At 57.9% G+C, this 13,322-nt stretch carries 16 protein-coding genes and 1 pseudogene; 5 read left to right on the forward strand and 12 right to left on the reverse strand.

Features of this window, described 5'->3' with window-relative positions; genetic code table 11:
- Positions 1-19: 19 nt before the first annotated feature.
- From MB84_RS27510 to MB84_RS27545, 8 genes are read right to left on the reverse strand one after another with little or no spacing between them, the layout of a single operon-like run.
- Positions 20-694: a VirB8 family type IV secretion system protein gene (locus tag MB84_RS27510; protein WP_052654729.1), complete on the reverse strand. Its 675-nt coding sequence runs from the start codon at positions 692-694 to the stop codon at positions 20-22.
- On the reverse strand, positions 691-1,554 hold the full coding sequence (locus tag MB84_RS27515) for a TrbL/VirB6 family protein (protein WP_052654730.1): 864 nt from the start codon (positions 1,552-1,554) through the stop codon (positions 691-693). Before MB84_RS27515 ends, MB84_RS27510 begins: the two co-directional genes overlap by 4 nt.
- Positions 1,542-1,949, reverse strand: coding sequence for a hypothetical protein (locus MB84_RS27520; protein ID WP_052654731.1), 408 nt, complete (start codon positions 1,947-1,949; stop codon positions 1,542-1,544). Before MB84_RS27520 ends, MB84_RS27515 begins: the two co-directional genes overlap by 13 nt.
- Positions 1,942-2,157, reverse strand: coding sequence for a hypothetical protein (locus MB84_RS27525; RefSeq protein ID WP_052654732.1), 216 nt, complete (start codon positions 2,155-2,157; stop codon positions 1,942-1,944). The genes MB84_RS27520 and MB84_RS27525 overlap by 8 nt, the downstream gene beginning before the upstream one ends.
- Positions 2,158-2,203: 46 nt before the next feature.
- Positions 2,204-2,872 (reverse strand): TrbJ/VirB5 family protein, encoded by a 669-nt coding sequence (locus MB84_RS27530; RefSeq protein ID WP_052654733.1) that lies wholly within the window; start codon positions 2,870-2,872, stop codon positions 2,204-2,206.
- Complete coding sequence (locus MB84_RS27535) at positions 2,869-5,541, reverse strand: VirB4 family type IV secretion/conjugal transfer ATPase (RefSeq protein WP_052654768.1); 2,673 nt, start codon at positions 5,539-5,541, stop codon at positions 2,869-2,871. Before MB84_RS27535 ends, MB84_RS27530 begins: the two co-directional genes overlap by 4 nt.
- 22 nt (positions 5,542-5,563) lie before the next feature.
- Positions 5,564-5,863, reverse strand: coding sequence for a VirB3 family type IV secretion system protein (locus MB84_RS27540; RefSeq protein WP_052654734.1), 300 nt, complete (start codon positions 5,861-5,863; stop codon positions 5,564-5,566).
- The gene (locus MB84_RS27545; protein WP_052654735.1) at positions 5,860-6,225 is read right to left on the reverse strand and encodes a TrbC/VirB2 family protein; all 366 of its coding nucleotides are present in this window, start codon (positions 6,223-6,225) and stop codon (positions 5,860-5,862) included. The genes MB84_RS27540 and MB84_RS27545 overlap by 4 nt, the downstream gene beginning before the upstream one ends.
- Positions 6,226-6,395: 170 nt before the next feature.
- Here MB84_RS27545 and MB84_RS27550 point away from each other — a divergent pair, with 170 nt between their 5' ends.
- Positions 6,396-7,238: a helix-turn-helix domain-containing protein gene (locus MB84_RS27550; protein WP_052654736.1), complete on the forward strand. Its 843-nt coding sequence runs from the start codon at positions 6,396-6,398 to the stop codon at positions 7,236-7,238.
- Here the strand turns inward: MB84_RS27550 and MB84_RS27555 are convergent.
- The 4 genes and pseudogenes from MB84_RS27555 to MB84_RS27570 form a co-directional block, all read right to left on the reverse strand.
- Complete coding sequence (locus MB84_RS27555) at positions 7,230-8,012, reverse strand: SDR family oxidoreductase (protein WP_052654737.1); 783 nt, start codon at positions 8,010-8,012, stop codon at positions 7,230-7,232. The two genes, MB84_RS27550 and MB84_RS27555, sit on opposite strands and share 9 nt — an antisense overlap.
- Positions 8,005-9,774, reverse strand: a complete 1,770-nt coding sequence (locus MB84_RS27560) for a hybrid sensor histidine kinase/response regulator (protein ID WP_084010160.1) — start codon at positions 9,772-9,774, stop codon at positions 8,005-8,007. The genes MB84_RS27555 and MB84_RS27560 overlap by 8 nt, the downstream gene beginning before the upstream one ends.
- Complete coding sequence (locus MB84_RS27565) at positions 9,771-10,265, reverse strand: putative pterin-binding protein (RefSeq protein ID WP_052654739.1); 495 nt, start codon at positions 10,263-10,265, stop codon at positions 9,771-9,773. The genes MB84_RS27560 and MB84_RS27565 overlap by 4 nt, the downstream gene beginning before the upstream one ends.
- A gap of 247 nt (positions 10,266-10,512) precedes the next feature.
- A pseudogene (locus MB84_RS27570) lies at positions 10,513-11,113 on the reverse strand (recombinase family protein); the annotation flags it as partial.
- A gap of 335 nt (positions 11,114-11,448) precedes the next feature.
- Between MB84_RS27570 and MB84_RS27575 the strand changes: the two are divergent.
- The 4 genes from MB84_RS27575 to MB84_RS27590 all read left to right on the forward strand — a co-directional run bounded on the left by MB84_RS27575 (position 11,449) and on the right by MB84_RS27590 (position 13,242).
- Positions 11,449-11,739 (forward strand): hypothetical protein, encoded by a 291-nt coding sequence (locus MB84_RS27575; RefSeq protein WP_052654740.1) that lies wholly within the window; start codon positions 11,449-11,451, stop codon positions 11,737-11,739.
- Positions 11,736-12,020 carry a type II toxin-antitoxin system RelE/ParE family toxin gene (locus MB84_RS27580; protein WP_052654741.1) on the forward strand — a complete coding sequence of 95 codons (285 nt, stop codon included), beginning with the start codon at positions 11,736-11,738 and terminating at the stop codon, positions 12,018-12,020. Before MB84_RS27575 ends, MB84_RS27580 begins: the two co-directional genes overlap by 4 nt.
- Positions 12,021-12,158: 138 nt before the next feature.
- The gene (locus MB84_RS27585) at positions 12,159-12,428 is read left to right on the forward strand and encodes a hypothetical protein (RefSeq protein WP_052654742.1); all 270 of its coding nucleotides are present in this window, start codon (positions 12,159-12,161) and stop codon (positions 12,426-12,428) included.
- A 97-nt stretch (positions 12,429-12,525) separates the two neighbouring features.
- Positions 12,526-13,242: an IS6 family transposase gene (locus MB84_RS27590; RefSeq protein ID WP_052654743.1), complete on the forward strand. Its 717-nt coding sequence runs from the start codon at positions 12,526-12,528 to the stop codon at positions 13,240-13,242.
- Positions 13,243-13,322: the final 80 nt, after the last annotated feature.

Genomic DNA, 13,322 nt, shown 5'->3' on the forward strand with positions numbered 1-13,322 from the left:
ACGTCGATTATTGCGCCGGTTACTGTCGGCTCAGTTCCTGATCTTTGCGATACGCCGTCGCGGCGAAACCCAGCGCGTTTTCCCAGCGGTCGCCCAGCGCGAGCGGTTTGAACGTGAAGGTGTACCGCACCAACGCGGTGTAGTACTCGGTCTTCGGCTCGGTGCCGGCTTTCTCGGTGATCGACTGAAACGACACCTGATAGGCATCTTTGCCCAGCGACGTGATGCCGGTGATCTTGGGATAGCGTCGCCCCCCCTGCCCCACCAGGTAGTACGGGTTATGCGCGTTCTCCGCAGCGGTTTCCGCGTCGTACTGGCGCGCCACGTCGGGCGTGGCGTGCAGCCGGCAAAGATCGGCAAAGCGCTGTCGCCATGCCGGGTCGAAGGTGTTGCAGTCCATGATGAAGTCGTACACCTGGCTCTGAACGAAGCTCTCCTGCCCGGTGATCGTCTGCCTGTCCACCACCTGTTGTTTGAGTACGTGGCCGTTTGCGTCCATCACCGACACCACGGGGATGACCGTGTGGATGCTGGCGAGCACGGTAATGGCGCTCGCCATGCCGCCGACGACGAAGAGCAGCAGGCCGATGAACAGATAGGCGCGGTTTCGCTCCTGCTTGAGCTTGTTCGAGCCACCCAGTTGCAAACTTTGGGTATTGGCGTCGCCTTTGAACGTGCCACGTCCGAAAATCATCTGGCCGCCCCTGTGAACATCCGCCCCACCATCAACAGCAACGACACGCCCTGCACGGTGGCCCCACCGGAAAGCGCCGCGGCCCACACCTTGACTTGAAGCATAAAAATTATCAAGACGCCTTCCACGATGTAGAGATAGGAGACTTGCTGCGTGGTAATACGCGACGCGTCCGTCACGCTTGCCGCGTTGCCAGCCTCCTTGACCGCGTCGGAAAACGCGAGAAATCCAAAGCGGACGACGGCGATGACCAAGATGTAGATGAAGCAGAAATTCAGCATCTTGCTTAGCCAATTCATGAACCACTGCCGCGTTTGCGGAAACATCAGGAAACCGATAAACAAGGGGCAAAGCACCATCGTGATCGCCAGCCCAAACTTGGCAATCGTCATGTAGACGAGCGCGAGCATAAACAGAAGGCAGTTGACGACGAATAGGCCGAAACCTTCCAAAATCATGCCGAACTGATACCCGCTCGCTTTTTGCAGCAAGGTCGACACTTGACCGACGTTGTTATACAAAGCGTCGAGCATCGAGACCGTGGACTGCCCGGCCATAATGGTTGACGCTGCGCTCTCCATAAACGACGTGAAAACTGCGTAGATGCGCTGCCCGAGTCCGCCCCAATTTAGCGTCGCGAACACGGCCGTCGTCATGACGGCTTTTGCGAGCACCGAATTCCATTTCATCGGTTCGTGGCCGGCGTATATCTTGTAGCCATACACTGCCCAGTACAGCACCGCCACCCAATAAAGCGGCGCCTCAATCGCACCCGCAAGCGCTGGATAGGTTTGTGTCAGAAACGATTGGGTGACACCATCCGCGGCACCCACCAGTCCCGCAATGGTCATTGTCGCCATAGGTCATCATTCCCATAAACCTGTTTGAAATGGCTCAAAACCGCTGGCGCGTAGATATCCTTCTCCGTGAACGCGACACCTGTCTCCGCTCTGACACGTTGGATCACGTCGGCGACGCAACTTGGAATCAGTCGCCCACCGAACGACGGGTCTTTGTTGTATATCTCAGCAAAGCAGTGGCCCGGGAACCAACGTTCCACTGCCATTTTGTCTGCCGATAAGAGCGGGTTTCCACCGTTCGGCGTCACGACGGGAGCCGATGGAACTGGCGTCGCTAGCTGCGATGCGGGCATTGCCATAGGCGGCTCGCGGCTCATAATTTTGAGCAGGCCGTATCCCCCGATGAGGACGACGGCCGAGCCCATCAAGATCCATGTCCAAAGGTAATTACGCATCGGCGTCGCTCCGATAGTGGCCCGTGTTGAGTGGCTTGAAGTCGCACGCACAAGGCGACTTATCGAACTTGTTTGATGTGCTCGCGCAGCCCGACAGGAACGCGGCGACAACCAGCATCACGAGCACGCGTCCGCCCTTTTTCATCATCCACAACGGGACCCATGCCGGAGCGGTAACAAATTTCAGAACCAGGATGACGTGTTTCATCGGATGGTTTCCTTTGTTGGTGGGTGCCTCGCCCGCGGCAACGCATTTATTTCTTCCACTGGTAAAACTGTTGATTTTCGGCTGTCGCCTGGTTTTGCTGGTTCACCATGTTCGCTTGCAGGTTCATGTTCATCGCGTTGAGTTTGGCCATCGCGCTTTGCAACATGCCGTTCTCGCTCGAAATGCGGTTTTGCAGATCCTGCGCGTCCTTGATGTTCGTCGTCGCATCGATCTGCTGGCTCAGGCGCGCCAGATTGTTCAGGTGCGTCTGGACTTCTGAATACAGCGTGTCGCCGCCCGCGAGCGCGGCACGCACGGCATCGGTGCTCATCTTGTACGACGTGGCGTCCTGCGCCTGAGGATTGGCAAAAACATCCTGCGGCATCGTTTTGATGAGCTTCTCGTAATCGGCCTGCTTCGCGGCGAACGCGCCGCTTTGCTGCTGCGCGACGACTTCCTGCCACGACCCTGGCACCACCGACGCCGCATTTAGCGCATCGCTCAGGCCGATTTGTCCGCGGCCGTAGCTGCCCGTGATCGCCGCATACTGGCTCTTGAGCGTGTCGTATTGCTGCTCCAACTGTTTGAACTGCTGTTGCAACTGAAGCACCGTCGCCTCGTCGAACGTCGGAATGCCACCCGCGATCGCGGGCGCCGAAATTCCGAGTGATGCCACAGAGACCGCAACGGTGAAGGCTACGAGAGCGTTTTTCATGCGCGTGCTCCTTGGCTCGTGAGGTTGCGCGCGAGGTTATGCGTATTGCGTGCCAGCGCGCGTTCCATAAACACCGGCCCCCAGACCTCGGGGTCTTCGGTGCCGAGTTCACGCATGAGCTCGTGCATGAGCGCGACACCCTTGTCGTTCGAGGACAGCACCGGAATAAACGCCGGCAGGTCGGACAAATCGAACACCGCCCGGATCGACTCGTTGCCGCGCCGGATCAGGAACTTGTAGGCTTCAGGCGGTGTGTCGCGAATGAAGTCGTACTCGGCAGGCGTGAGCTCAAGCTCGTCGATTAGGTCCGCGCGACTCGCGTTGCCGTTGGGCAGGTACAGCTTGGTCGCCGTCTGCTTCTTGATCGAGTCGGTTTCGCTGTAAAGAAATTTGGCGTCGGGTGTGACGAAACCGAGAATGCCGTTTTTACGGCGAATCTGCATGAGGTAGCTGTCGATCTTCTCGCGCCAATAGGCATGCTTGACAAGGTTCTGCCCTTCCTCGAGCACGATGATGAACGGCTCGCCATTCATCGACTGCTCGATGCGATGGAACGGGTAGCTCAGCACCACGGGCAGCTCCGGGCGCGCCGTGCCATCCTTGATCAGTTGCCGCATCTCGTAGCAGTAATGCCGACATGTGCTCAGGTCGATGTTGTCGGTCTCGTTATCGAACACGCCCGCATTCGCGCCCGCCACGCCGTTGGCACCGTGCCACAAGCGCATGTCTTTGGCGAGCTCGCCCTGGCCAAAGCACCAGGCCACGTTGCGCAGTCGGCGATCTTCCGCGGGCAGTTCGTAATTTTCGGTCACCGCCGACTTGAACCGATCCATGTCATCGGGAACCAACTTGCCGCCGTAGCAGGTGCGCATCAGCGCGAGCAGCTCGACCAGATAGGCGCGGTTCTCGGGCGTATCGGGCAGCCTGAACGGGTTCCAACCGGTCGTGCCCTGTACCGAGAGCGTCGTGTGCCGACCGCCCATCATGCACATGAACACCTTCGCCCCTTCCCGGTTGTCGAACCAGAACACGCGCGGCAACGCCTTGTCGGCCATCGTCACCAACGCGGCCAGCAGTGTGGTTTTGCCCGCGCCGGTGTCAGCCGTGAGGGCAAAATGGCCGGCCACCATCCCTTCTATTTCGCGATGAAAATTGAAATAGTAGGCCGTGCCGCTCTCGGTCTCGAACGGCATGATGGCCGGCCCCCACAGGTTGCCGTCGATCTTGCCCACCGCAAAGTTGTGCAACGACGCGAAGCCGGCGAAGTTGCCCGATTTGATCTTGCCGCGCCGGCCCATGAAGTGTTGCGCCTGGCCTGGCAACTGCGCCCAGAAGAACGTTTCCAGGGCGAACCATTCGCGCACGGGCTTGACACCGAGATTCACGAACGCCTTTTTGAGCAGGCCGACGGCGGCGTCAAGCTCGGCTATCGTTTCGCGTCGGGTCTTGGCGGCGTCGAGGGCATCGGATAGCTTCACGGTGGCCGGGACATGCACCAGCATGGTCAAATGATGCAGGCCGTTGACCGAGCGGCCGCGCGTGAGGTCTTGTAGCCCCCGCGTGATCTCGTCCTTGTCTTCCTCGGCCACGCCCTCGCGGTCATTGACCGTCAGGCGCCGGCGCTCCTGACGCATGTCGTGCTCAGCGCTGATGCGGTCGGTAAAGAAGAACGACTGCGTGATGATGTACTCGACCGGCTGCTGCAGAAATTCGTCGAGCATGCGCGAGGGCGTGCGCGCCGGCCACTCGGCCATGCTCAACATCGCTGCGGCGCGCGTACCACTGAGGTTCTCGATGGCCATCATGTTGCCGACCACCTTGAAATCGACCCACGAGACGGCCAACGTGCGATCGAGGGGCAGCTCGGTCACGGGCACGCGCTCGTCTTCGAGATTGATCAGGTAGTGCAGGAAAGCCCCAATCTCGGTGTAGTCCTCACCGAGATAGTCGAGCACTTCATCGCGTCTGTAGCTATCACGTCGGCCGAGGTCGCCCTCGAACTTGTGCCAGTCGAGCTGGAACCGCTCGATCGCAGCGCGCACTTCGGCCGCGCTCACGGTGTCACTTACGGTGTCACTTCCCCACTGCGGCCTGCGCTGAATCCGCAGCTTGCGCGCGCCGTAGGCCGCCAGCGTTTGCACCACGAAGTTCGACGCCTCGTGAAGGTCCTTGGCCTGCTCCTCGAACGAGGCCAGATCGTTTTGCGTGAGTTTCTCGCCGGACACCAGTGAGAACAGGCGATCGAGTAGGCCAGGCGCGCCGTGGCGAAAGCGGTTGCGAACGATCGAGATATATATCTCGTTCACGTAGAACGCGCGCTGGCGATAGCGCTCGCGCCAGGCTGCATTGAACTGACGCGCGAACCACGTCCCGCCCTCGCCGGCCGGATACTGGTTCACCTTGCGACGAATCAGGTGCACGTATACGCCGCGGTCGCTGTTGGCGATCGAGCGCAGAACGGTATTACGCCTGGTCTCGAACTGTTTAATCTGCTCGGTGCTCAGCGATTCGAAGTACAGGCCATCCACTTTGATGACCTGCACCAGTCCGTCATCCTTGGTGATGACGGACTCGTCATCGTAGTGCACGGTGTACGGGACCATGTCGCTCAGGGCCATTTCCCTCGCGTCGGCACTGGCCCCAGGTGGGACCGGCATCGACTGCGACATATCGAATTTGGCTTTGAGCACATCAGCGAGGCGCATAGCGGCGGCACCCCCAAAGCCGTTGATTCGGGCATGCTTTCAGATGGGTGGCGGCCGACAGGATGTCAAACAGGTACACGTCTTTCAGACAGACCAGATAGCTGATCAGAAGCAAGACGGGAATCAAGGCGGCCGCCCACAGCGAGCGCGTGATTAACGCGGCCATGCCGGGGAAATAGAAACTCATCGCCAGACTGGCCAGCGTGAGGCCACCGACCATCGTTGGGCGGGTCATCGCCGCCACGAGCGGCTCCCCTTCGTCGAGAACCGGGGCGTCCTGGCTCATACCGAGCCCCCGGCCCGACTTTTGAGGTCGGAGACGATGTTAGGCGCGAAGAACACGAGCCCGATGCCCAGCCCCCAGCCGCCAAGTGCCATCATGTCGATGCGGCCCGTTTTCCAGCGGTAGCCCTGGATCGCGAGCGTGATGATGCCGATGTAATAGCCCCACTCGTAGATAAGCAGTTGCGTAATCGACTTCAGGAATTGTGTGATGCCGTCGAATGCGCCACCACCAGCGCTTTGGGCATTGGCAAACTGGGGAAGAAAGACAAGCGCGAACATGAGGACGTGAGCTGTACAATTCAGCACCCTATCCATCTTGTCGGTAGCGGGCGTATTCCCACCTTCGAGACCCTTCGCAGTCATATTTACCTCGCCTATTAGTGGGGCAAGACTTAAACATTGCGCACGAAACAATCTTAGGCGAGATAAATTGCACTTCAAGTCATAAATGTTAAGTTATTACATTTAATATTGCTTTGAAAGCAATATACTGATAGTTTCCGGCCATCTGATGCCCTAACCGCTACGCGATCATGGAAACCGACGACGCACAAATTAGCGCCCGAGTGAAGGAAATGATGGATGCCCGGGGCGTGGGAAAGCGTGGTCAAGCGAAGGAGCTGGCGCGGATCTTGGGAATCAGCTATTCAGCGGCGACTCGCAAAATCAAGGGGCAGATGCCGTGGAAGCTGGAGCAGATTAAAGAGGTTGCCGAACACTTCCAGGAACCGGTCGCACGATTACTGGGGTCGGCGCACGCGAAGGAATCCATGGCGGCCAACGGAATCCGCCAGGACGCCACCTTGGTCATCGCAGATCGGAAGTTCTCGTGCGCTGCTTGGGTTGGAAGCAGCGTGGCCGGCCAGCCCAGCACCAGCTACGTGGGTGTCAAGGAGGGCGCCAAATGGCTTGTTTATCCCACCAGCGATGCTCCGCCCGTGCCTGCTTTTCATGTTGAGCGCATCGAACTCGATGGCCGGTCGGGAGAACTGGAGCGGCCGACTATCGCGGTCGTTGATGACGCATCGGATATTGTCGAATCACTATGTGAATATTTCAACGACAAGGGACTGAATGCCCGCCCCTACAGCAGCCTTCGCGACTTCGAGGAAGCCCTCAATGATATGCAGTTCGACGGCGTTGTCATCGATTGGCTATTTGACACAGAGACGGCGGCCACCGCCATTTTGAAAATTCGGACATCGGAAAACCCAGATGCGCCGATTTTCCTGCTTACGGGGCAACTCGTCACCGGGAAGGCCGATGAACACGACATTACTACCGTGATCCAGCAGTACGACGTGACGTGTCTGGAAAAGCCCGTACGCCCCTCCATTCTGCTGGCAGAGCTCGCAAAGCGGCTCGGTCTACGCTGAGTCGTCCCCGCGGGCACGATGTTGATACAAAACATCCTGTTCGACGCGAACCAGATTCTGCCCACCATCGATCACAAAATCGAAACCGTTGTATGCCGGACTGGTGAGCAAAGCAATGGCTTCTGCCACATCCTCGGGCGTCGCGATCCGTCCTAGCGGCGTTGCATGTTTGCTGGCGTAGGCAAAATCTTCGGGCGTCTGGTCATCGCTCGGCAGCATCAACCCCGGAAACACCGCGTTCACACGCAGCACTGGGTGGGTTGATATTGCAAGCATGGCGGTCATGTTGCCAATGCCAACTTTGCCAACAGTGTAAGAGAAGTGGTCCCGGTGGAAATTCCCTTTGACCTTCTGGTCAACCACGTTGATGACAACCCCTGTGGCACCCTGCGCCTGCGCTTTCCGATAGAACGCCTGCGTCAACAGAATCGGCGCGCGATAATTAACAGCGAGAGACGCGTCCAGACTGTCCGTTGAGAATTCTGGAAAGTGGTCTTGGCCAAAAACCGATGCGTTGTTGATCAAGAGATCGAGCTTGCCAAAAGCTCCATACGTCTTATCAATCACGTGCGTGATCTCCTCCGCATAGGTTAAGTCGGCATGTACGGCAATCGCTCGTTGACCCGCTTGCCGAACAGCCTCGACAACCATCTCGGCGTCCGCAGCGGATTGCCCATAGTGGACGACGACATCGAATCCCTTTTTCCCGAAGTACTCGGCAAATACTCTGCCGCTACGCTTGGCGGCTCCCGTCACTAGGACTACCTTACTCATCTCGATTCGCCTTCATTAAAAGTTCGCTCAACGTCTCCCGCAATGCCCCCAACCGGATCGGCTTGAGCAAATACACGTCGAACAGTTGTCTCGTCTCAGGCGCGATAAGATCAGCCGCATGAGCGCTCACGGCGATTATCGGCACGTGCTGATTCGGGCCAACTCGCCCTCGAAGCTCTTGCGCTAACGTCCCGCCATCCTTGATCGGCATTTCAATGTCAAGCAGGATGGCGTCATAGCTCTGCCAATTCAGCAGCCGCATCGCAGAATCCGCATCGATCGCAATGTCGTGCCTGACGCTCAGCCTATCTAGGAGGGCATCGAACGCTTCGCGCGCGGCACCATTATCTTCTACCACCAACACATACGGTGTTCCCGACCATTGTGGGGCCTGCGGTTCGCTCGCCACCGCCTGACAGACTTCGACAGGAATGGATACGCAAAGTCTTGTCCCCTGCCCCATCTGGCTCTCTACCGTTATATCCCCACCGAGCAAGGTCACCAAGCCTTTGGCGATGGTGAGCCCCATGCCCATCCCCCTGTGGTGACGCGTACTCGATTGGTCCGCCTGCATGAATGGCTCGAACACCGTCGTCAGCTTGTCGTTTGGAATACCCTCTCCGGTATCCTCGACCCGGAAAACCAGCACGTCGTGCCCGTCTTCAACTCTGCGGCAATCCACGTGGACTGCTATTCCCCCTTGCTTCGTGTACTTGATTGCATTCGTGAGCAGATTCGATAGTATCTGCGCAATGCGCTGCGGATCGGACACGTACCAGCTATCCTTGCGCCCCCCAGAAAAAGTTAGCGAAAGACCTTTTCGCTCAGCAAACGGAAGCGCGTCGTTGATTGCCAGCTCGACCACCTCATTGAGCGCAAAGGGCTCGCTGCGAAGCTCCAATTTACCCGCCTCGAGCTTCACATAATCGGTCAAGTCCTTCATCTGCGTTTCGAGCTGACGCGACGCACTCTCCATCCGCTTGATAAGCTTGCCGTGACGAGGCGCCATTTCGTCTTCAGCAAGCACATCGACGGCCGCAGTGATGGATTGAAGAGGGGTGCGCAACTCGTGGCTAACGACTGCGAGGAACGCATCTTTGGCCTTGACGGCCTGCCGTTCGGCAACCAACGCTGCACGCTGGCGCCGAAACGCCATCATCAGCACCGCAACTGTGACGGCAAACAACAACAGCAACGCCACGCCGTTGAGAAAAATTATGCTCCGTTTCGCATAAAAATCGGAAAATTCGCGTTCACGATCCTGCATTTCAAGCGCGCGCGTCCCATTAGCGATGGCGGTTGCCGATTTCCAACCATCTTGCACGTCGTCAATAAGCCGTTGCGCTGCCATCGGCGACTGTTTCAGCTCGAGCATGTCCCCGTCAATGCGCCCCATCACCTCCTTTAACGTAGCGATAGATTCGCCATAGGCAGGAATTTTTTGGAAAAAATGCGTCAGTTCTGACGGATAGGCGAGCACCCTAAATTTAGATTGCAGGATGTCGTAGCGCAGCCGTAGTTCGCTTTCGTCCGTATCTCTTCGAGTCGCGTACAAAATCGCTTGGTTCTGAAACTGCAAGTAGGCAATCTGATATTGCGCCGCTGTCCAGTAGTACCCTTCCTGAGGTCCCGTCACCGAGGAGATTTGGTCAGGCGACAGCAGCAGCACGCGCAAGTAGTGAATCATTGTGGCGGAAAAAATAAGCATCACTGCAATTAGCCCGGCCACGACGGTATTGGGAAAATTCCAGCGACGTCTCATTTCACAATCAGCTCTTTGATCTGCCAGATGAACTTCGCTTCGGCGACAGGCGTCAGCAATTCCTTGGGGTATTGGTCGCGCGGGTAGATCAGGAAAAGCGGCCCGAAATCGCTGACCTGTAATCTCTTCCCGTTCATGGTCATGGCAAGGATGGCGCCGTAACGCGTCGCCTCTTCAATGGAGATTGTGTACGAATAGTCGTCCAAGGTTAGGACTTCCACTTGTGAACCGCCTGCCCCAACCTTCGATAACACGTCAGATAAACGTGGCCCCACAAAAGCGGTCGCCGGCGTCCAGCTGGTGGAAGTGTGTATGGTGTGCTGCGGCAACGCCCGGAAGTCGCTTTCCGAAAAAACGTAGCGCTTTGTACGACTGTCGGTGTACTTCGTGATCGAACCCGTGACCGTCAGTAGCGCCCCTGCCGGCTGCGCCAACGCGTAAGTGCACAGGAACAAACACAGCAGACCAGCAGCGAATTTAATGCGTAGCATCGTTTCCTCGCGCGAAGGACTCGCAGCATGTACTGCGACTGATGTTCAACACGTTGCGATCGTCAGCAGTTATCACTAATTATCATTGGTAGGTGCCTGAGCACGCAGAATGCCATGCGAACCATCGAATGCGATGCCATCTTGTCCGTTCTCGACATGGCACTTCAGCACGACATTTACGCGCCGCTCACCGGCGCAGCACCCGGTTCCAGCGCCGTCGGTTTCGTGCTGCTCTGGCCGTACCGGATCGCACGGCTAATCGTGCTTCGGCTGCAACCGATGGTCCGTTGTACGACAGACCACGAACTGCCGCTGGCCAGCAAGCGATTGATGGCGCCGTACCGCGTGTAATCCACCTGACGGCCAAGATACTTGCCGGCCAACTTGGCCTTGGCAATGCCTTGCGCTTGCCGTTCGCGGCGTTGCTCGTAATCCCGGCGGGCAATGGCAGCGAGCATATCCATGAGCATGTCGTTGATGACGCCGAACATGCGCGCATCAAATTCGGACTGGCGAGGTGCCAGATGTTGCCATGTGGTCGGCACATTGACCGCTACCACGCGTACCTCGCGCTTGCGGATAAGGCCTTTTAACTTTTCCCACTCTTTAGCAGCAAGACGCGAGAGGCGATCTACGTCTTCCACCAGCAGCACGTCACGCGGGCGGCAGTCTGCCAGCAACCGGAAGAGCTCGGGTCGATCCAAGCGAGCGCCCGATTCATTCTCGGCGTAGTAGCCACAGATCACCACGCCGCGCTCATGCGCAAAAGTGTCCAGCGTATGTTGGGCTCGGCGGGCATCCTGCTCGTTGGTGGAAGCGCGTAGGTAAGCACGAACGAAGGTGGTCATGGTCCTGTTAGGGTCAAATTGGCGAACTGGTCTCATTAGACTTTACGCGATCACTCAAACAGTACCAAAGTTTGGCAGTTCGTTAAAGGCATACCTAAAATGAACTACTTAATAGTTTTGGGTACCACGCCGGAAGCCCTGGTTTTCCCGGGTCACCTGATGCGATGTCGCCTTCGACGAAATTTTCAGCGGTGAAGAGGTAGTCAGAAAGCCCATCGTGCAAGCATTTACCGGGCATTGCTCGGTTTGGCCGTCATACGAGCGTTCGACGGTCTCGCGCAAGGAAATTACTTTGTATATACTACGTTAGTATCTATTGCGTGAAGGAGGGGGCGATGTCCAAAGCTGTTTTCACAATGAAGCTCGAATCCGAGCTGCGCGACGCCTTCATGGCCGAAGCCGAAGCAGCGCACCGGCCAGCGTCTCAAGTGGTGCGTGAGCTGATGCGCGATTTCGTCCAGCGCCAACGCGAAACGCGGGAATACGATGAATTCCTATGCCGCAAGGTAGAAGCCGCACGCATTTCGATGCGAACTGGCCGTGGCCGCTCCAATGAGGAAGTCGAGGCCGACGCCATCGCGCGGCGAGCGGCCTTGCTACACCAGGCCGACAAGGCCGGCTCGTGAGGATTATTTGGACGTCCGAAGCAGAACAAGACCGAGATGACGTCCGCGACTACATCGCGGCAGACAATCCGCGTGCAGCGGCACGCATGGATCAGCTGTTCAGTGATGCGGCCGCCAAGCTGGCCGATCATCCGAAGCTTGGTAGAGCAGGGAAAATTGCGGGCACGCGCGAACTGTTTCCTCACGAAAACTATCGTCTGGTGTACGAAATCGACGGGGAAACGGTATGGCTACTGGCCTTAGTGCATACAGCCCGCCAGTGGCCGCCGCCTCGCGAGTGACGCCGACATGACTCAGTACAGCACCCCGCTTCCAAGCTAACCGAAACGTTGCTCGCGTGCTGCTTGATTTGCTGGAGCCAACCAAGGCAGCGTCCGGTTGATTTCGCAAAAGCTTCTAAGGCAGGAGGATCACGAAAGATGTCGCTATTGAAAAACCGTCTGGCCGCGACGGATGAGAAGCTGGCCGCATTGAAAGAGGCGCGCAAGACGGCTGACAAGGCACGCCGAAAAACCATGAAGGAAAGCCGTGCCGATCGCGAACGCAAGCTCAGATTGATCGGCGAAGCCGTCCTACAACGCGTTGCCAGTGGCGAGTGGGACGAGGACGATTTCCGGACGATGATGGACACCGCACTCGCCCGCCCGGCTGACCGCGCCCTGTTCGAGCTGGATGACTCAGACAACTGATCGGCGATGAGGGTATTGTCAGGTTGTTCGGATGGGCGAGGTGGGAGGATAGAATGCGATTCTGTCGCAGTAAGCCGAAGGGTGAGAGAATGCGAGAATGGTCACGTTCGAGAATCAGCTCATCGGCGCGTCGCTTCGCCGTGTGCTCCAACGGCTACACTATCCGCTGGAGGTGATTTTGACTTGCGTACGCTGGTACGCGGCGTACCCGCTGAGTCTGCGCAACTTGGAAGAGATGATGGCCGAGCGCGGCGTGCTGGTCGACCACGCCACCGTCCATCGCTGGGTGCTGAAGATCCTGCCGGTGCTGGCCAAAGTGTTTCGCCGACGCAAGCGCCCGGTCGGCAAGAGCTGGCGCATGGATGAGACGTACATATTGGTCAACGGGCAGTGGAAGTATTTGTACCGCGCGGTTGATCGCCTGGGCCAGACGGTAGACTTCCTGCTCACGGCCCGGCGTGACAAGGCTGCAGCCCTGCGTTTCTTCAAGCAGGCCGTTGGCCTACACGAAATGCCCGAGAAAATCACGATCGACAAGAGCGGGGCCAATACGGCCGCCGTGAACGCGCTGATCGATGAGCGCAGCGCGAACATTGAGCTGCGCCAGTCGAAGTATTTGAACAACCTTGTCGAGCAAGACCACCGCGCCATCAAGCGGCGCGTCAGACCGATGCTGGGCTTCAAATCCTTTCACTCGGCGACCAAAATCATTGCCGGCATCGAGACAATGCACATGATCAAGAAGGGGCAACTGGACTGCCCCGACGGCGGACTCACGTCCGCTGCCGAACAACTCTTCAGCCTCGCCTTCTGAATCCACCCTGACATCGACGCTCTCGCTCGACTACCCAAGCTTATCGCGACAGAACCTTTTTCCGTCCGGCGCGGGGCGAG

Origin of the sequence: Pandoraea oxalativorans, assembly GCF_000972785.3 — a bacterium.
GTDB lineage: Bacteria > Pseudomonadota > Gammaproteobacteria > Burkholderiales > Burkholderiaceae > Pandoraea > Pandoraea oxalativorans.